This window comes from Bacteroides ihuae (assembly GCF_900104585.1).
Classification (GTDB): domain Bacteria; phylum Bacteroidota; class Bacteroidia; order Bacteroidales; family Bacteroidaceae; genus Bacteroides; species Bacteroides ihuae.
Genome location: NZ_FNVX01000006.1, coordinates 1163762 through 1181653 on the forward strand (window position 1 = coordinate 1163762; position 17892 = coordinate 1181653).

The following is a 17892-nucleotide window of genomic DNA, read 5'->3' on the forward strand; positions in this document are numbered from 1 at the left end:
ACAGCTTTTGCGGCTTTCTGTCTATAAATTCGTTTAATTTTTAGTGTAAAAACCGTAAAGTCTCTATCTTTGCGAAAGATAATAGAATATATGGAAGATAAAATGATGAAGATCATGGAGCGGACATGGCAAAGCTTCCTTAGCTTAGTGAAAATTCTGCTTCAATCGAAATGGGTTGAGAAACCTCTGAACAAGAGTGGAGAAAAGGAAATTGTCGTGTTGGGAAATGGGCCATCTCTTAGACCTTTAATTGAACAAAAAGGTGAATTCCTGAAAGATAAAGCCTTGTTAGCTGTCAATTATGCTGTACTTTCTGATTATTATCTGGAGCTGAAACCTCGCTATTATGTAGTAGCCGACCCTGAGTTCTTTTTCAATCCGAAACATTCTAATAAACTGTTTGATGCGATGGCCGAGAAAACGTCTTGGGATCTCGAACTTTATTTATCAGTCCGTGCCCGAAAAAGTACGATCTGGCAGTCCAAGTTGGCTGCGAATCCACATATTCATATACATTACTTCAATATGACTCCCATTGAGGGCTTTAGATGCTTCTCTCATTTGGCTTTTAGAAAAGGATGGGGGACAGCACGGCCGCGTAATGTTTTAATCCCTTCTTTGATGATAGCGTTAAGAATGTCATTTCCTACTATCTACGTTGCCGGAGCCGACCATTCCTGGCTAAAAGAGTTATGGGTGAATGAAGATAATATAGTGATTGAAGACCTGAATCATTTTTATGACAAGAAAGGTTCGGAACGATATGTGTCTGATAAGCACTTGCACGATCTATTGTTGAGCATGCATGTGGCGTTTAAATCCTATCATATAATAGAAGCATACGCCCAGAGTATGGGTAAAAAAATATATAACGTGACTGAAGGTTCCTTTATTGATGCCTTCGACCGAAAGAAAATTTAATAGATATGGCTGAAATGAAAAATGTATTGGTGACCGGTGCCGATGGCTTCATCGGTTCGCATTTGACGGAAATGCTATTAGCTGAAGGCTATCATGTACGAGCGCTTTCACAATATAACTCTTTTAATAATTGGGGATGGCTAGAAGGAATACAACATCCTGAGCTGGAAGTGGTCAGTGGTGATGTTCGCGATGCTCACTTCTGCAAGTGTATTACTGAAGGTATTGAGATCGTCTTTCATCTGGCTGCATTAATAGCCATTCCTTACTCGTATGTGGCACCCGACAGTTATGTAGATACGAATGTAAAAGGTACATTAAATATTTGTCAGGCTGCAAAGGAGCATGGAGTAAAGCGTGTACTTGTAACATCGACCTCTGAGGTATATGGTACGGCATGCTATGTTCCTATTGACGAGAAGCACCCTAAGCAACCGCAGTCGCCTTATTCAGCGACGAAAATTAGTGCGGATGCTATTGCGATGAGTTTCTATAATACTTTTAATCTGCCTTTAGTCATTGTTCGTCCATTTAATACGTATGGACCCAGACAGAGTGCTCGTGCCATCATCCCTACCATCATTACACAGATAGCTAATGGGGCAACTCAAATAAAGTTGGGCGATCTGACTCCTACACGTGATTTTAATTTCGTGAAAGATACTTGCCGTGGATTTATTCAGCTGTCAACTTGTGATGCCGCTATCGGTCAGGAAGTGAATGTTTGTAGTAACGATGAAATTAGTATGCGAGACACCTTAGAGATGATCGCAGACATTATGCAGGTCAAAGTTGATTTCGTGGAGGATGAGCAGCGCATTCGTCCGAAAGGTTCTGAAGTATTTCGCCTTTGGGGGGATAATTCTAAGATTAAGTCATTGACAGGTTTTCAGTCCGAATATGATATTCGTCGTGGCCTAACAGAAACCATTCATTGGTTTACAGATAAAGAGAATCTGAAGAACTATAAAGCAAATATATATAATGTATAGTGAAATAGTAAACACCATCAAAGGACTCTTCCCGAAGCAAGATTTTGTTCCGCTACATGCTCCTTGTTTTGTAGGGAATGAGAAGAAATACCTGAATGAGTGTATTGACTCTACTTTTGTCTCCAGTGTCGGCAAATTTGTCGATCGTTTTGAAAATGATATGGCAGCATATACGGGAGCAAAGAAGGCTGTGGTTTGTGTGAATGGGACGAATGCCATACAGATGGCTTTGATGATGGTCGGTGTAGAACGTGGCGATGAAGTGCTTACGCAACCGCTAACCTTTATTGCTACGTGCAATGCCCTGAGCTATTGTGGAGCACACCCTGTCTTTATAGATGTTGATAGAGATACGTTGGGACTTTCTCCTGTCAAGTTGGAAGAATGGATTCAGGAATATGCTGAGCTACGTGATGAAACCTTATATAATAAGCGTACAGGGCGTCGCATCAAAGCATGTGTTCCAATGCATACTTTTGGACATCCGGTTCATCTGAATAAATTAGTGGAGGTTTGTAACCGTTATCATTTGAAACTGGTAGAAGATGCAGCCGAAAGCATCGGCTCTTTCTATCATGGGCAACATACAGGTACCTTTGGAGAAGTCGGTGTGCTGAGCTTCAATGGCAACAAAACAATTACGACAGGTGGTGGTGGTATGTTGCTTTTCCAAGACGAAGAGTTAGCTAAATTATGCAAGCATATCACTACTCAGGCTAAAGTGCCACATCCTTGGGAATTTGTGCACGACCATATTGGATACAACTATCGTATGCCAAATATAAATGCTGCGTTGGGATGTGCACAGCTAGAAACGTTGCCTGCTTTTCTTGAGAAAAAGCGAGAACTGGCCGCTATTTATAAGAACTATTTTGATTCTGTTGGTGTGGAATTCATGTCAGAACCTGAAGGATGTCGCTCCAATTACTGGCTGAATGCCATTATCTTAAAAGATAAGGAAGAACGAGATAGCTTTCTCGAATATACGAATGCACATGGGGTGATGACACGACCTATCTGGCAACTGATGAATAGACTTCCGATGTTTGAGCAGGCAGAATGTGGCGATTTGAGTAATTGTACGTATCTTGCCGATCGTATTGTTAATATACCGAGTAGTGTACGTCTATGAAAAAAGAGGTGAACATACTGTTTCTAGGAGGTGCTAAGCGCGTTTCGCTTGCTGAACATCTGATAAAAGCAGGTCAGCAACGAGGGATTCAGGTACATATCTTTTCGTACGAGCTAAATAGTGAAGTCCCTATTGCTTCTGTTGGTGAGGTAATCGTTGGTCGGAAATGGAAAGATGCTTCATTGTACGAAGACTTATCGGCTGTTATTCGCCAAAGAGACATACATATTATACTTCCTTTTGTTGATCCGGCTATTGAGGTAGCGAGTCAATTGAAGAGTTTGCATCCGGAAGTTTTTATTCCATGCTCTTCGGCGGAGTTGTGTCGGATCATGTTTGACAAACAGGTATCTAATGAGTGGTTTATTCGTCAGGATGTTCCAGTGCCAAAGAGCTATGAAGCTGACGGGGAGATTCTTTTTCCCGTGATTATGAAACCTCGTGTTGGTTCAGCGTCTAAAGGTATAAAGGTGGTGTATAGCGAAGAGGACTTCCGTGAAATTGCTGCTCCGGAAACTTATCTGATACAAGAATACATTGCTGACAGTGAAGAATATACCGTGGATTGTTACATCTCTCAAAGAGGAGAGATCATTTCCGTAGTTCCCCGTATACGCTTGGAAGTGGCCGGAGGTGAAGTGATGAGTTCACGCACGCTCAAAGATGAAACAATAATCAAACTGTCTGAGAAAATTATAGCCGCCGATGCGTTTCAGGGCCCCATTACTATTCAGTTCATTCGTGATAAAAAGAACGGCGCTACGTATGTAATGGAGATCAACCCTCGTCTGGGCGGAGGAGTAATTGCCAGCATTGCAGCCGGAGCTGATATTCCTGCTTTTATCTTAGCTGAAAGTGAAGGTGAATGTTTGCAATCGGTAACTGATTGGAAAGAGAATACATTGATGACCAGATATTTTAAAGAAGTTATATTTTATGCAGATAATCATTGATATGGATGGTACGATTTGTACCGAAGAGAGAACTTATAGCCGTTGTCTGGCCCAGCCGAAAGAGAATGCTGTTGAATCCATCAATCGTCTTTACGATGGCGGGCATACCATCATTATCTATTCTGCTCGTACTTGGATGGAGTTTGAGATGACAACAGCCTGGTTGAAAGATCATGGGGTGAAATATCATCAACTGATGATGGGTAAGCCTATTGGTGATGTTTGGATTGACGATCGGGCAATGCACTTTGAAGATAACTGGACAGAAATCATGGATAAGTTGAATGCAAAGAAATGAGTAAAGTAATTATTATTGCTGAGGCTGGGGTCAACCATAATGGTAATTATGAATTGGCCAGACAGTTGGTGGTAGCAGCTAAAGAGGCTGGTGCCGATTATGTGAAGTTTCAGACAGCATGTCCGGAAATGGTGATCTCACGTTATGCGCCTAAGGCCGAATATCAATTAGGGACAACGAAGAAAGAGGAATCACAGCTTGACATGTGTCGTGCTATTCATCTTCCGTTGACCGATTATAAGCCATTGAAGGCTTACTGCGATGAAGTTGGTATCAAGTTCTTATCTACTCCTTTCGATCTCCTTTCGATAGATGTGCTCGAGGAATTGGAGATGGATTACTATAAAATTCCTTCCGGAGAGATAACAAACCTTCCGTATTTAAGAAAGATAGCTCGTTTGGGATGCCCTGTCATTTTGTCGACGGGTATGTGCGGACTGGCTGATATTGAGAATGCGCTGCTTGTGCTGGAGAAAGAAGGACTTGCACGGGAACAAATAACGTTGTTGCACTGCAATACAGAATATCCTACTCCTTATGGGGATGTGAATCTATTGGCCATGAAAACCCTTGCTGAATGCTTTGGCGTAAAGGTAGGGTATTCCGACCATACACGTGGCATTGAAGTCTCCTTGGCAGCAGTTGCTCTGGGTGCTACGGTGATAGAAAAGCATTTCACTTTGGATAAAAATCTACCGGGCCCTGACCATAAAGCGTCTCTTGAGCCGGATGAGCTGAAGCAGATGGTTTCTTCCATTCGTCATATAGAAGAAGCTTTGGGAAGTAGCATAAAAAGAGTCTCTGCTTCAGAAGGAAAGAACATGATCGTAGCCCGTAAGAGCTTGATCACTGCCTGCGATATAAAGAAAGGGGAGCTCTTTACAGAAGAAAATATGACTGTGAAGCGCCCCGGAAATGGAATATCTCCAATGTGCTGGGATGATATTGTTGGAAAAGTAGCCCCTCATGATTTTAAAGAAGATGAATTAATAGAACTTTAGCTTTCATATTATGCGTAAGATTTGTGTCGTTACAGGGACCCGGGCCGAATATGGCTTGTTGAGTAGATTGATGAAAAACATTCAAGAAGATCCCACTCTTGAGTTGCAGATTGTTGCAACGAATATGCATCTCTCTCCCGAGTTTGGCCTTACCTTTCGCGAGATAGAGAGCGACGGCTTTGTCATCAACAAGAAAGTTGAGATGTTACTTTCTGCGGATACGTCAACTTCTGTGGTGAAGTCATTGGGACTAGGAGTAATTGGTTTTGCTGATGCTTACGACGACTTAAAACCTGATTTGATTGTGGTTCTGGGAGACCGCTATGAAATGTTGGGTGCTGTAGCTTCTGCACTGTTCTTTCAGATACCGGTAGCGCACATCTCTGGTGGAGATGTGACGGAAGGAGCTTATGATGATGCTATTCGCCACTCCATAACCAAAATGAGCCATCTGCATTTCACCAGTACGGAGACGTATCGGAAACGAGTGATTCAACTGGGTGAAGACCCTTCTACGGTGTTTAATGTTGGCAGCATCGGATTAGATAACATTCATCATCTAACATTGCTTGATAGAAAGGCCTTTGAAGAGAGCATTCATTTCCAGCTTGGAGAGAAGAACTTCTTGATTACTTATCATCCGGTAACACTGGAGAATCAAACGGCAAAGGTGCAATTTGAAGCGTTGCTTCAGGCGGTGGATGAGACTGCTGCTCATTTGATTTTCACGAAACCAAATTCTGATTCTGATGGGCGTATCATCATCTCCATGATCGATGAATACGTTTCGGCTCATCCGGAAAAAGCGGTGGCTTTTACTTCTTTAGGCTATTTGCGCTATTTATCCGCTTTGCAATATGTGGATGTTGTTGTTGGTAACTCCTCCAGTGGTATTGTAGAGGCACCTTCTTTTGGTATTCCTACGGTTAACATCGGTGATCGCCAGAAAGGTAGATTAAGGGCTAATAGCGTAATTGATTGTGCTCCCGAGGATATTCGCATGGCCTTGCAAACTGCTGATTCACCAACCTTCCGCAAACAAGCTGCCCAGACAGAGAATCCTTATGAACAACCAGATACAGTACACCGAATATTCGAGATCATTCGTACATATCCATTGGAAGGAGTTATTAAAAAACATTTCTACGATTTGCCATGAATATAGAAAATTACCTGATACGGCAGAACGCTACCCTGATGGATGCGTTGAAGAAGTTGAATCTGACGCAATCATTCACTCTTTTTGTTGTGGATGAAAGTAGTAAGGTTATAGGCGCATTGACTGATGGAGATATTCGTCGTGGCTTAATAACCGGTAGTTCAATGAATGATAATGTGTATTCTGTCTGCCTTAAATCTTTTCGTTATATTGATGATAGCAATAATGCGCCAAAGTATATACGCACATTAAAGGAATTGGGCATTCGCATGGTTCCTTATCTTTCTGCTGAAGGGAAGATTATCAAACTGATTGATTTGCAAAAAAATCATGGACTGTTGCCCGTTGACGCTGTTGTTATGGCGGGAGGTAGAGGCGAACGCCTTCGTCCGTTGACTGATGCGATGCCTAAGCCTCTGCTTCCGTTAGGGGGGAAACCGATTGTGGAGTATAACATTGACCGTATGCAGAGTTATGGCATTGAGAACATTACCATTTCAGTACGTTATTTGGGAGAGCAGATAAAAGAATACTTCGGAGATGGATCTGATAGAGGAGTCGATATCCGTTATGTGGATGAATCTCGTCCGCTGGGTACACTGGGTGCAGTGAGTACCATTCATCACTTTACCAACGATGCAGTGTTGGTCATGAACTCGGACCTTTTTACTAATATTGATTTGGAAGAGTTCTATATTCATTTTTGTGAAAGCAACGCTGATATGGCGGTGGCATCTATTCCTTATAATATTACTGTACCCTATGCTGTGATGCAGACGTCGGGCGAACTGATTCGTTCATTTGAGGAAAAACCGACCTTTACTTATTATTCTAACGGAGGTATCTATCTGATAAAACGGAGAATACTTGAAGAGTTGGAGGAAAACGAACATTGTGATGCTACTGACTTAATGCAGAAGTTGATCGCCGGCGGAAAGCGCGTCACCTACTTTCCGATAGTGGGCTACTGGATAGACATTGGTAAGCCGGAAGACTATAAGAAGGCACAAGAGTTTATTAAGTATGTGAAGCAATAAAGAGGTTGTTTAATAATTAAATGTGAAAGAGTGAAAGTTCTGTTTTTGATTCCGGCCCGTGGTGGTTCTAAAGGGATCCCTCATAAAAACATCAAGTTGCTGGATGGCAAACCGTTGGTGTGCTACGCAATAGATGCAGCACGTTCTGTGGCATCTTCAGACGAGGATATTTGTGTGAGTACGGATGATGATGAAATTATTAAGGTTGCAGAAGAGTATGGCTTGGCAGTACCTTTTCGTCGGCCGGATGCATTAGCACAAGATGGTTCCGGCTCTTATGAAGTTATTTTGCATGCATTGGATTTCTTTGAGCAGAGGGGACGCTTTTACGATGTTGTGGTACTTCTCCAACCGACTTCTCCTTTCCGCACGTCTGAACATGTGTGTGAGGCGATGAAGCTATACACTCCCGATTGTGACATGGTTGTTTCTGTCGCTGAAGCAAAGACGAATCCATATTATGTAATGTTTCAGGAGAATGAAGAAGGCTTTTTGAAGCATGTGTTGGAAGGGAACTTCACACGTCGACAAGATTGTCCGGTTGTATATGAGTATAATGGCGCTGTCTATGTGATGAATGTGACAGCTTTGAAGGAGAAACATCTTTCTGCATTTACTAAGAACAGGAAGTATGTAATGCCGCAATCGGCAAGCATTGATCTGGATACTCCTGAAGATTGGCAATACGCCGAATATTTACTTCTTTCATCCAAAAAGAGAGGGGGCATTAGCGCTTCTTTTTCGAATGCTTCAGAGTAAATTAAGAAAGAGATGAATCTCACTGCTTCTTCAAAAGAAGTAGCACAAATGATGCGCTTGTATCAATGGACTGGCAAGATTAATTTTGCTAATAAGTTCTAAGTTTGGCTCCCTTTTACTTGACTTTGTCTGTTTCAAGTATTATCTTTGTCAATGTAATCATAAAGTATATTCAATTTAGAATGCGATAGAAAGAGAGGAGTGGAAGCTTCCCTCTTTTTTTATGAATATACGCTTCGGGGGCCTCAAAGATGGCTATTTTAGGCAAACTCCTGCCGATAATTGAAGCAAGAGAACCGTTCAGTTGGGTAAAGAGACGGTTTCTCTTTGGCAAAAGGACGGTTGCACTTTTGAAAAAGTAAACCGCCTTTAAAAAAAACATCTAGGTGGGAAGTTCTTCTCTCTCTTTCTGTTAAACCTTTATAAACTTGCACTTGACAAAAACAACCTCAAAAATGTCCGTTTGTATACTATTAATCATGCGATATTACCTTGGCGTATTTTTTGAAGAGAAGGAGAATCTCTTTAGATTCTTGGGAGAGGAATAAATCTTGATACCAATGCCCTACCTTGTTTTAGGAACACCATACCGTATTTTTTCATCTTTTGTTTAGTGCTCAAAGGGGGAAGAGTAATTCTTGTTCTTAGATCCTCCACATTCCATTCGGGGAAGTAGTGTAGAATGCGCTTTTCTGTTTCGCTAACCATCTTCTCATTGTTGGCAGAGCGATAATAACGAATTAGACTGAATGCAATAGCAGCTGAAGCATTTCTTAATGCATCGTACACCTCTTTGTTCTCAGTGAAGTAAGCCATTAATAGCTCTCTTATCTGTAGAGAGATGTTCAACTTCTTATCCATTCCGGCTTCACTCCAGATGGCTCTTCTATGCTGACGATAAACAGCCATCGGAGTTTTTATATAGTGTATCTTTCCGTATTGTGCATTGAGTAGATGAATGGCATAGTCGTAAGTGCTGACTCTTGCAAACCATTCGGGAAGTTCTCCAAATAATCCTCGTCGAAACATGGCTGCCACGTTTGATATGTAGTTACTTCGTGCTAGATCAATAATGTTGGTCTCCTCTTTTTGTCCACCATTGCTAAGACTTTTGGTGCCATTGTCTTCGTAGTAATTGATCACGCGATGAAAGCAGGTAGAGTAGTCGGGATGTGCATCCAAAAAGCTTGCCTGCTTTTGTAGTTTGTGTTTGTTCGTCCAGAAGTCGTCTCCTTCGCAGATGGCAACATACTCTCCGCGGCAATGAGCATACGACTGAATGAAGTTTTGCTGAAGTCCCAGGTTTTGTTCCCTATTCAGGAGTACAATCTGTTTGGGATAGTTATCTTGCCAGGTACGGCAGATGGCGCCTGTCTCGTCGGTACTCGCATCATTCCCTATAACCAGTTCGAAGGAGAAATCCGTCTGCTGCAACATGACACTACGAATCGCTTCATTGATATATTGCTCCTGATTGTAAGTGAGCATCAGTACGCTGACTTTTATCTCTTTTTCCATCATTCTTTTTTATCTCTTTTTCAATAGCAGCTCAATCGATTCTTTAAGTATTTTGGAACCGGTGATGTATGCGAGTGCGATATAGAGGAGGATTCCGGCTACTATCTGTACGCTCATTAGTATCCAGTTTTGAGTAATGTAGTGACTCACCGGCAGGATAGCAGCAGTCATAGCACCTGCAAGGAACAGGTAGGGTAGTAAGTCTCGAAATTGCATCCCTACTTTATAACCGGTATAGCGTGCGGTATAAATCATGTTGATAAAGTAGACAATAGCCCGGGCGACAACTAGTCCGACAACCATGATAAGTACTGGCCTGTTATACGTTAAAGCCAGAACAAGGATCGTAATTATGATCTTGAAATATTCCAATTTTAATATACCATCAGAACGTCCGCTTACTTTGATAAAGTTATTGTTGATGGCTGTGAGAATCGTGAAACATCCTCCGGCACAAAGTAATTGAAAGAATGGAATCGCAGGCCACCATTCCTCTTTCAACAACATTTCTATCACCGGACGGGCAATGACAATAAGTCCCGCCATGACGGGGAAAGTTATAAATGCCGTAAACCGGATGGTCTTTCGATATGCCCTTATTAGGCGTTCTTTCTCATCTTGTATGCTACTGAATATTGGGTAGGTAGCATTCTGTATACTTCCATAGAGCATGCTTACCCCCATGTCGCACATCTTATTCCCCTGAGTGTAATATCCTAGTTGTTTTACTGGATAAAGCCTTCCTATGATGACTGAATAGATGTTTAAGAAACAAGTGTTGATGAGGCTCGCTATGAGTAAGCTGGATGCGAAGCTAAACAATTCTTTGATGGCCTGAACGCTAAAAATTCGTTTGGGGTACCACGTGCTTTGTATCCATAAAAGCAAAGTACGCGTTATGGAGAGTATCACCGGTTGAAAAGCTAAAGTCCAGACTCCCCATCCGGAATAAGCCATGCCTAAAGAGGCAATTCCCGAGATCATCATAGAGAGCAAATTAGCTTTAGCTAAGGCCTTGAAGCGGACTTCCTTTGTGAGGATGGTCGTTTGAATGATTGCTAAAGAGTTGATGGGCAATGCCAGGAAGATGACAGCAGCCAATTCCGTGAGTTTGGGCTGTGAGAAGAAGCGGGAAATGAATGGAGAAACAGAGATCAGTAATAAGTAGAGTAGGATACTGATGACTAAGTTAAACCAGAAGACAGAACTGAAATCGCGTTCGCTGCTCTCTTTCTTTTGTATCAATGCGGCACTAAACCCACTATCTAATACGATGTTAGCTACTGCGGTGAAGATGGCCAACATTCCTACAAGTGCATAATCCTCTACCGAAAGAATATTCGCCACTATGATGCCGACAATAAACAGCAAAACTTGCTGCCCCATACGGTCCAGCAAGTTCCAGAGCAAAGCTCCGACTGTTTTTTGTTTTAGCGATTGCTCTTTCATCTTTGTTTTATGCGTGATCGGGCAGTCTTATTTCACTTCGCTACCCGGCTTTACTTCTTTTCCCGGCATCACAACAGCCAGACTACCATCATTATTCTCAGCAGAAAGAATCATTCCCTCACTGACAATTCCTTTGAGCTTGCGAGGTGCGAGGTTTGCGATGAAGCATACCTGTTTGCCTACCAATTCTTCGGGTTTGTAGTGTTGGGCAATGCCTGAAACGATCGTTCGTTGTTCCAGTCCATCTTCTATTTTGAATTGAAGTAGTTTGTCGGCCTTAGGCACCTTTGTACATTCTAGAACAGTACCTACACGGATATCGAGCTTTGTGAAATCATCGAACTCAATATTGGCACGAATTGGTTTAGCTTTATAGTTAGCTTCCTCGTTTGCTTTCTTTGTGTCCAGCAATTTCTGTACTTGGGCTTCTATTGTGCTATCTTCTATCTTCTCGAAAAGTAATTCAGGTTCGTTCAATACGTGTGCGGCCGGTAGCAAATCAATCTGTCCCAATTCCGTCCACTCGAAGCTCTTCATGTTGATCATTTTACGAAGTTTTGCCGAACTGAAAGGTAAGAACGGATCGAACGCAATCGCTAAGTTCGCCACCAACTGTAAGCTGATATTTAAGACCGTAGCAACACGTCCCATGTCTGTCTTGGCTAACTTCCAGGGTTCAGTATCTGCCAGATATTTGTTTCCAATACGGGCAAGATTCATTGCCTCTTTTTGTGCATCACGGAACTTGAAAGCATTGAGCAGCTTCTCTACTTCGGCTTTCACGTTTACAAACTCTTTCAAGGTTTCCTGATCATAGTCAGTCAGTTCTCCCATAGCAGGTACCTTACCATCGAAATACTTCTGAGTAAGCACCATCGCACGATTGACGAAGTTACCATAGACAGCAACCAGCTCATTATTGTTACGGGCCTGGAAGTCCTTCCATGTAAAGTCATTATCCTTCGTTTCGGGAGCGTTCGCTGTGAGTACATAGCGAAGCACGTCTTGTTTTCCGGGGAAATCTTCCAGATATTCGTGCAACCAGACAGCCCAGTTACGTGAAGTAGAGATCTTATCTCCTTCCAGATTTAAGAATTCGTTGCTTGGTACGTTGTCCGGTAGAATGTAACTTCCTTCAGCTTTCAGCATGGCAGGGAAAACAATGCAGTGAAATACAATATTGTCTTTACCGATGAAGTGAACGAGGCGTGTTTCGGGGTCTTTCCACCAAGTCTCCCAACTATCCGGCAGGAGTTCTTTCGTGTTGGAGATGTAACCTATCGGAGCATCAAACCATACATAAAGCACTTTACCTTCAGCACCTTCTACAGGAACGGGAATTCCCCAATCAAGATCACGGCTCACGGCACGAGGTTGCAATCCCATATCCAACCAACTTTTACACTGCCCGTAGACATTCGGTCTCCACTCTTTGTGATCTTCCAATATCCATTTACGCAACCATGCTTCATGCTTGTCGAGAGGTAGATACCAGTGCTTTGTCTCTTTCATCACCGGTTTGCTACCGCTGATGGCGCTTTTGGGGTTGATTAAGTCTGTAGGAGAGAGAGAGGTGCCACATTTCTCACATTGGTCGCCATAGGCACCTTCTGAGTGGCAATGTGGGCATTCGCCCGTGATGTAGCGGTCGGCCAGAAACTGGTGAGCCTCCTCATCATAATATTGTTCTGAAGTCTTTTCCAGAAAGTCACCTTTGTCATATAATGTACGGAAAAAGTCCGAGGCCAGTTTATGGTGCGTTTGTGAAGTCGTGCGAGAATAGATGTCGAAAGAGATACCGAATTCCTCGAATGATTTCTTTATCAGAGTGTGATAACGATCAACTATATCCTGGGGAGTAACTCCTTCTTTTTTAGCCCGAATAGTAATAGGTACTCCGTGTTCATCGGATCCTCCGATGAATAACACATCTTCTTTTTTTAAACGTAAGTAGCGCACATAAATGTCGGCAGGCACATAAACGCCGGCCAAATGGCCAATATGAACAGGGCCGTTGGCATAAGGTAATGCCGAAGTGACGGTTGTCCTTTTGAACTTTTTATCCATATATTGAGGTTTTATTATCGTTTTGCAACGCGCAAAGATAATGGTTTTATGCCGTTCTTTTATTGCATAATGATAATAAAACGCTCTATAGACTTATTTCTTGATGATTTCTGCATCGTCCGTTACGTATAGCGGGCGACCGTCGGGAGTAGCAAAATGGAAGTTTACATTGTTGAAAGTAATGTTGCGGGCATGGCGAACATAGAATCCGGATGCGGGAATGGTACCGAACATCCATGGCTCGGGATAAATTTTCTCTTGCTCGGGTGGTGTGCGTTTGCCATCCTCAGCTGTGTACCCGCCTTTAAAATAGAGATGAATATTGCTGAGTGTAACGTCTTCAATACAGGCGTTGGGGATGCCACTGATAATGCAAGAATATTGAGAATCGGCATTGAAAACATTCACATTGCTGATTAAAATGCGCTTCATTGTACCGATAGGCGTACCTTGCGGACTTCGCATGCGGGCTCCGAGGCGTAAGAATATCGGTGCATTAACGATATCACGCATCGTAATATTACTGATTACTACATCTTCCAAATGTCCTCCGTCAACACTCTCAAGAGCCAGTCCGCGACAATGTTCAAAGATGCAATTGGTGATCGCTATGTTTTTGAATCCTCCGCTCGACTCTGTTCCCAGCTTAATGCGCCCCGTCACATAACCGTGATCGGGAGCTTGTGGTTCGTGCCGTTCATAAGTAGCATTAAGCATGCTTCCTTTGTCGAATCCGGATACGTAACAATTAGAGATGGTCACGTTCTCCGTATCACGGAAAAAGCCCAATGCATAAGAGGCTTTCAGCACAATGGCATCGTCCCATGGAGAATTAACACTACAATCGGAGATGCGTACGTTGCGACAACAATCAATGTCGAACCCATCACGATTCGTGTCTACTTTTAAGTTCTGAATCGTAAGATTATCTACTCCTGTTGCCAACAATGCAAAATGTCCACAATGTAACATCGAAAGATCTTTCAACGTAACATTCTTGCATAGCTTCAAACTGATGGCTTTGTTGCCCACACCCGTCAGGCGACTTTCTTCTCGCGTCAATCCTTTACCGTTGATGAGGCCCGGGCCGCAGATGGTAATCTCCTCCAATCCAATGCCCCAAATAAGCGAATTTTTCCAATGACTGTGCCCGAAGTCCTGATACATAGTATGTTCATTGGTTTCAGCTTCATCATAACCTTCCTTTTCGGCAGGAAAAGCGGCAATGATCTCTGCGCCTGCCTCCAGATACAAAGTGATGTGACTTTGCAGACGAATGGAGTAGCAGGCATATTGTCCCGCAGGGAAATAGATGGTGCCTCCTCCATTTCTAGAAGCCTCCTCAATTACGTTATTGATAGTCGGGGAATCAATGGTTTTGCCATCGGCTTTGGCGCCGTACTCTTTTACATTGTACGTAGTGGCATTCATGTTGGTTAGCCAACAAGTTAGGCAGCAAAGAGTCAAGAGGATCTGTTTCATAAGGAGTTTTATTTTTGTTTCTCTAATGGCATCAGCTTCATTTTGGGTAGGTAGTCTGCATTGCCATACATGGTATGTTCACTGGACAGATTCCAAAATCCGTCCTTGCTATCAGGATTAGCATCGAAGTCAATGACAGCCCAACACAATCCGATGTCTTTGTTTTCCTGTAAGATAGTGGGCACAGATTTCTCCGGCCCGGCAGCATCGGCATGATCAAAAGGGGTAATGTAAAACTCAAGAACAAGTTTGCCCGCTTCTCCTTCTTTAAATGAATAGCGATAGGCATAGTCCGCATAAGGTTTTTGTTTGAGCCACACTTGCGGTCCCCATAACATGCACCAATCTTCCTTGTGAGCAGGGGTAAAGATATGGTAATTTTGTGCTTGGCAACCGTGAAAATTGAACCAAGATTCCCATACATCTGCTTTCTTGTCGGGATGAAACCGATCGATAAAAGGGCCACCGGAACAATCTCCGTCAACGACCACCTCAAAGATATCGGTACTTAGGCTGTTTTCGCTGAATCTCCAATAATTATCGTATGCTTCGTATAAAAAGTACAAACGATTCAGTCCAGCGCACCAACCCACTTTCACACTAATGTCTAAGGTTGATTTATTTGGTTTGGCATATTTGCCTTCGTCCTCTTTCATCCGGTCGATAGAGATGGCATACGATTCGGGAATCATTTGCCAGTCATCGTCGTTTCCGTCGATGGTTGGTAGTTGCTCTTTCGGAAACTGCCAGATTTTGTATTCTTGTGCAAAGCTGTTTGTTGCGGTTAGCAAGTAGAAGCAAAGCGCAAACAAAGTTTTTGTAATTCTTGAGTAAGCTTTCATTCTCCTGTTGGTGTTATTTATTAAACTCCTGTGCGAAGAGTGCTGGAAGCATGAAATAATTGTAGTCTGCTTTTGTGTTCTGAGTATAAAAACAGAAATAAAGCTTCTCGCCACTTTTTATGGGAGTTGAAGCAGCCAGTGCAGGTGCATCTGTCTTCTTGCCCGATTGAAAAAAGGAGAGAGGAGTTTTTTGTTGATGAGCATCCGACAATCTAATCTCGGAAGAAAAAGGCGTAATCCCTTGAATAACTTTTAATTGCATACTCTCACCATAGTAGCAAGTGAAAGCACTACCCTCTACGCTGAAGACGTTATCTTTGCAATAAACAGGCTTCATCCGACTATCGGTTTTGTCATCCAGCACTTGTCCGTAACAGCCTCCGAACGACCACATCAGTTGCATTGTAGAGGGAATCTCTTTTGCTTCTACTTCCATGATAAATCCGTCGCTATCAGTCAGTCCGGTAATGCGGACAACTAGATTTCCACTTCCAAGTAAAACATCTTTTAGAATATACGTAAGTGTGCCATTCTTTTCTTTTAGCTCGACGACCTTCAACTCATTTGCCCATCGGCTCTTGCCTTCGTTTTGTACTCCTATGCGAAAGTTACCAGCCATCTGGGGAAAATGAAAAGAAAACTCCGGATAATTGCACGCCAAGACGCGAGGCTCTTTCTGCGTCCCTTTTACAATTCGGTGAAAAGCCTTGTTGTTCCCGGCAGTTGCGGATAGAGCAAAAGCCAAAGAGAGAAATAAAGTGATTAGACTTTTGGTTTTATTCATACCGAATCTCTTGTGTTAATTCACTGTTGTTCTTGAATGTAATCTTGCTCTTGTCTGCTATTTTTAGCTTAACGCCCTTTATCTTAAAGTTGTGCGTGAAAGCTACAATGCCGGCTTTTTGCGCTGTAACATCTAAATTATAGACAGCAAAGTTATCAAGTTTTAGCGAATCATTCCAGCCTGAAGCCGATATAAATTGCTCGGCATTAGTTGCCTTTACGTTTGCCAGATATACATCTCTGAAGTGAGGGTATCCTTTTTCGATCGGGATCACAGGGGTGAGCATCACTTTCCAATGCTCAGGAATCTCTTTGTTCTTATACTCTGCGGGTAGTTCGGAGTAGCTGTAGCTCGGATTCCAATTCAGATCGGCAGCTAATACGTTTTGTACACTATCTGCCACAACATTCGTCATATAAATATGCTCCACAGTTCCTCCCCGATTCATTGCCGATTTTAATTTTAGGGTCGATGAAGTGCCATAAGCTTTCAAATTATATCCTAAAACATAACGTATATCTCCTGACGTTTCACTTCCACAAGTAATCAATCCGGCACCTTTACGGGCAGTGCAATTGCGGACTACAATATATTCTGTAGGACGATCAATCTTCAATCCATCTGCATCTCTACCGGCCTTTAGGCAGATGTTGTCATCGTTGCAGTCAATATCACAACCTTCAATGAGGATGCGCGTGGAAGAGTCAATGTCAATTCCGTCGGTGCTAGGGCCATGCCCGCCAATATTATTATTAATAGTTAGCCCATTGAGTGTGCAATGATTTGAATAAAGAACTTGAATACCCCAGAAGCCGGTTCGCATTAATGTGAAGTCCTTCAATATTACGTCTGAACTGTTTGACACAAGAATGCCGCGTACTCGCTTACAATCATAATCTACAATCCATCGCAACTCTTTCTTTTCATACTCTTTTCGCATCTCCCAGTATTTATCCCAGAAAACTTTTCCTCTACAATCGATCGTTCCTTTACCCGAAATAGATGCTTGTTCTACGTCTATCACATTGAGCACGGCCGCAGGCCATGTCATCTCAATGCCTGCTATACGCGAACGAAATTCAGGATAATTGTTGATATCTCTGCTGGCCAGGAGTGTTACTCCTTTTTCGATATGCAGATTGACACCTTTCTTAATGAACAATGCTCCGGTTTGGTAATATCCCGGATCAAAAGTCACTGTTCCACCCCCTGCACTGCTACATGCATCAATGGTTTTTTGGATGGCTTGCGTACTGAGAACATTGCTATCATTTACAGCCCCAAATGCTTTGACGTTAAAGGTTGCATCTGCTTTCTTTGGAAATGGCTTGGCACCCACATCTTTAGCCCATGATAAGTCAATTTTTTCACCCGCATTTATCCATGCGAATGAAGGAATGCCATTACCACTTTTACTAGGCGAGATACAGCTACTTAACAAGAAAATGGCGAATGAGCTAATGATAATCTTCTTCATATAATTGGCTATTGGATAGGG

The 17892-nt window shown here is 42.6% G+C and carries 16 protein-coding genes; 9 read left to right on the forward strand and 7 right to left on the reverse strand.

Annotation, left to right across the window (positions count from 1 at the left end; translation table 11 throughout):
• Positions 1-90: 90 nt before the first annotated feature.
• The 9 genes from BQ5338_RS15455 to BQ5338_RS15495 are packed head-to-tail and all read left to right on the forward strand — an operon-like array spanning position 91 to position 8252.
• Positions 91-921, forward strand: a complete 831-nt coding sequence (locus BQ5338_RS15455) for a hypothetical protein (RefSeq protein WP_071147663.1) — start codon at positions 91-93, stop codon at positions 919-921.
• 5 nt (positions 922-926) lie between these two features.
• Positions 927-1913, forward strand: a complete 987-nt coding sequence (locus tag BQ5338_RS15460; protein ID WP_317042355.1) for an NAD-dependent 4,6-dehydratase LegB — start codon at positions 927-929, stop codon at positions 1911-1913.
• Positions 1906-3045, forward strand: a complete 1140-nt coding sequence (locus tag BQ5338_RS15465) for a LegC family aminotransferase (protein ID WP_071147664.1) — start codon at positions 1906-1908, stop codon at positions 3043-3045. Before BQ5338_RS15460 ends, BQ5338_RS15465 begins: the two co-directional genes overlap by 8 nt.
• Positions 3042-3998 carry an ATP-grasp domain-containing protein gene (locus tag BQ5338_RS15470; RefSeq protein WP_071147665.1) on the forward strand — a complete coding sequence of 319 codons (957 nt, stop codon included), beginning with the start codon at positions 3042-3044 and terminating at the stop codon, positions 3996-3998. The genes BQ5338_RS15465 and BQ5338_RS15470 overlap by 4 nt, the downstream gene beginning before the upstream one ends.
• Positions 3982-4296 (forward strand): HAD family hydrolase, encoded by a 315-nt coding sequence (locus BQ5338_RS15475; protein ID WP_071147666.1) that lies wholly within the window; start codon positions 3982-3984, stop codon positions 4294-4296. The genes BQ5338_RS15470 and BQ5338_RS15475 overlap by 17 nt, the downstream gene beginning before the upstream one ends.
• Positions 4293-5297 carry an N-acetylneuraminate synthase gene (gene neuB, locus BQ5338_RS15480; protein ID WP_071147667.1) on the forward strand — a complete coding sequence of 335 codons (1005 nt, stop codon included), beginning with the start codon at positions 4293-4295 and terminating at the stop codon, positions 5295-5297. The genes BQ5338_RS15475 and neuB overlap by 4 nt, the downstream gene beginning before the upstream one ends.
• A 10-nt stretch (positions 5298-5307) precedes the next feature.
• Positions 5308-6456 (forward strand): UDP-N-acetylglucosamine 2-epimerase, encoded by a 1149-nt coding sequence (gene neuC, locus BQ5338_RS15485; RefSeq protein ID WP_071147668.1) that lies wholly within the window; start codon positions 5308-5310, stop codon positions 6454-6456.
• Complete coding sequence (locus tag BQ5338_RS15490) at positions 6453-7493, forward strand: nucleotidyltransferase family protein (protein WP_078063515.1); 1041 nt, start codon at positions 6453-6455, stop codon at positions 7491-7493. The genes neuC and BQ5338_RS15490 overlap by 4 nt, the downstream gene beginning before the upstream one ends.
• Positions 7494-7523: 30 nt before the next feature.
• Positions 7524-8252, forward strand: a complete 729-nt coding sequence (locus tag BQ5338_RS15495; RefSeq protein ID WP_071147669.1) for an acylneuraminate cytidylyltransferase family protein — start codon at positions 7524-7526, stop codon at positions 8250-8252.
• 525 nt (positions 8253-8777) lie between these two features.
• Here the strand turns inward: BQ5338_RS15495 and BQ5338_RS15500 are convergent.
• From BQ5338_RS15500 to BQ5338_RS15530, 7 genes are all read right to left on the reverse strand, one after another.
• On the reverse strand, positions 8778-9773 hold the full coding sequence (locus BQ5338_RS15500) for a glycosyltransferase (RefSeq protein ID WP_235816435.1): 996 nt from the start codon (positions 9771-9773) through the stop codon (positions 8778-8780).
• 6 nt (positions 9774-9779) lie between these two features.
• Entirely contained in the window at positions 9780-11219 is a 1440-nt protein-coding gene (locus BQ5338_RS15505; protein ID WP_071147670.1) for a lipopolysaccharide biosynthesis protein, read from the reverse strand.
• A 27-nt stretch (positions 11220-11246) separates the two neighbouring features.
• On the reverse strand, positions 11247-13286 hold the full coding sequence (metG, locus tag BQ5338_RS15510) for a methionine--tRNA ligase (protein WP_071147671.1): 2040 nt from the start codon (positions 13284-13286) through the stop codon (positions 11247-11249).
• A 93-nt stretch (positions 13287-13379) separates the two neighbouring features.
• A complete protein-coding gene (locus BQ5338_RS15515; protein WP_071147672.1) occupies positions 13380-14768 on the reverse strand; it encodes a rhamnogalacturonidase in 1389 nt (462 codons plus the stop codon).
• Positions 14769-14776: 8 nt separating this feature from the next.
• A complete protein-coding gene (locus BQ5338_RS15520) occupies positions 14777-15610 on the reverse strand; it encodes a hypothetical protein (protein WP_071147673.1) in 834 nt (277 codons plus the stop codon).
• A 13-nt stretch (positions 15611-15623) separates the two neighbouring features.
• Positions 15624-16394, reverse strand: coding sequence for a DUF4450 domain-containing protein (locus BQ5338_RS15525; RefSeq protein ID WP_139265274.1), 771 nt, complete (start codon positions 16392-16394; stop codon positions 15624-15626).
• Positions 16387-17871: a glycoside hydrolase family 28 protein gene (locus tag BQ5338_RS15530; protein ID WP_071147942.1), complete on the reverse strand. Its 1485-nt coding sequence runs from the start codon at positions 17869-17871 to the stop codon at positions 16387-16389. Before BQ5338_RS15530 ends, BQ5338_RS15525 begins: the two co-directional genes overlap by 8 nt.
• Between the last annotated feature and the right edge of the window lie 21 nt (positions 17872-17892).

Coding starts and splice junctions, on each gene's coding strand:
- BQ5338_RS15525 (WP_139265274.1), bottom strand. CDS start 16,394: ATGAATAAAACCAAAAGTCTAATCACTTTATTTCTCTCTTTGGCTTTT.
- BQ5338_RS15500 (WP_235816435.1), bottom strand. CDS start 9,773: ATGATGGAAAAAGAGATAAAAGTCAGCGTACTGATGCTCACTTACAAT.
- neuB (WP_071147667.1), top strand. CDS start 4,293: ATGAGTAAAGTAATTATTATTGCTGAGGCTGGGGTCAACCATAATGGT.
- metG (WP_071147671.1), bottom strand. CDS start 13,286: ATGGATAAAAAGTTCAAAAGGACAACCGTCACTTCGGCATTACCTTAT.
- BQ5338_RS15475 (WP_071147666.1), top strand. CDS start 3,982: ATGCAGATAATCATTGATATGGATGGTACGATTTGTACCGAAGAGAGA.
- BQ5338_RS15465 (WP_071147664.1), top strand. CDS start 1,906: ATGTATAGTGAAATAGTAAACACCATCAAAGGACTCTTCCCGAAGCAA.
- BQ5338_RS15520 (WP_071147673.1), bottom strand. CDS start 15,610: ATGAAAGCTTACTCAAGAATTACAAAAACTTTGTTTGCGCTTTGCTTC.
- BQ5338_RS15530 (WP_071147942.1), bottom strand. CDS start 17,871: ATGAAGAAGATTATCATTAGCTCATTCGCCATTTTCTTGTTAAGTAGC.
- BQ5338_RS15515 (WP_071147672.1), bottom strand. CDS start 14,768: ATGAAACAGATCCTCTTGACTCTTTGCTGCCTAACTTGTTGGCTAACC.
- neuC (WP_071147668.1), top strand. CDS start 5,308: ATGCGTAAGATTTGTGTCGTTACAGGGACCCGGGCCGAATATGGCTTG.
- BQ5338_RS15490 (WP_078063515.1), top strand. CDS start 6,453: ATGAATATAGAAAATTACCTGATACGGCAGAACGCTACCCTGATGGAT.
- BQ5338_RS15505 (WP_071147670.1), bottom strand. CDS start 11,219: ATGAAAGAGCAATCGCTAAAACAAAAAACAGTCGGAGCTTTGCTCTGG.
- BQ5338_RS15455 (WP_071147663.1), top strand. CDS start 91: ATGGAAGATAAAATGATGAAGATCATGGAGCGGACATGGCAAAGCTTC.
- BQ5338_RS15470 (WP_071147665.1), top strand. CDS start 3,042: ATGAAAAAAGAGGTGAACATACTGTTTCTAGGAGGTGCTAAGCGCGTT.
- BQ5338_RS15460 (WP_317042355.1), top strand. CDS start 927: ATGGCTGAAATGAAAAATGTATTGGTGACCGGTGCCGATGGCTTCATC.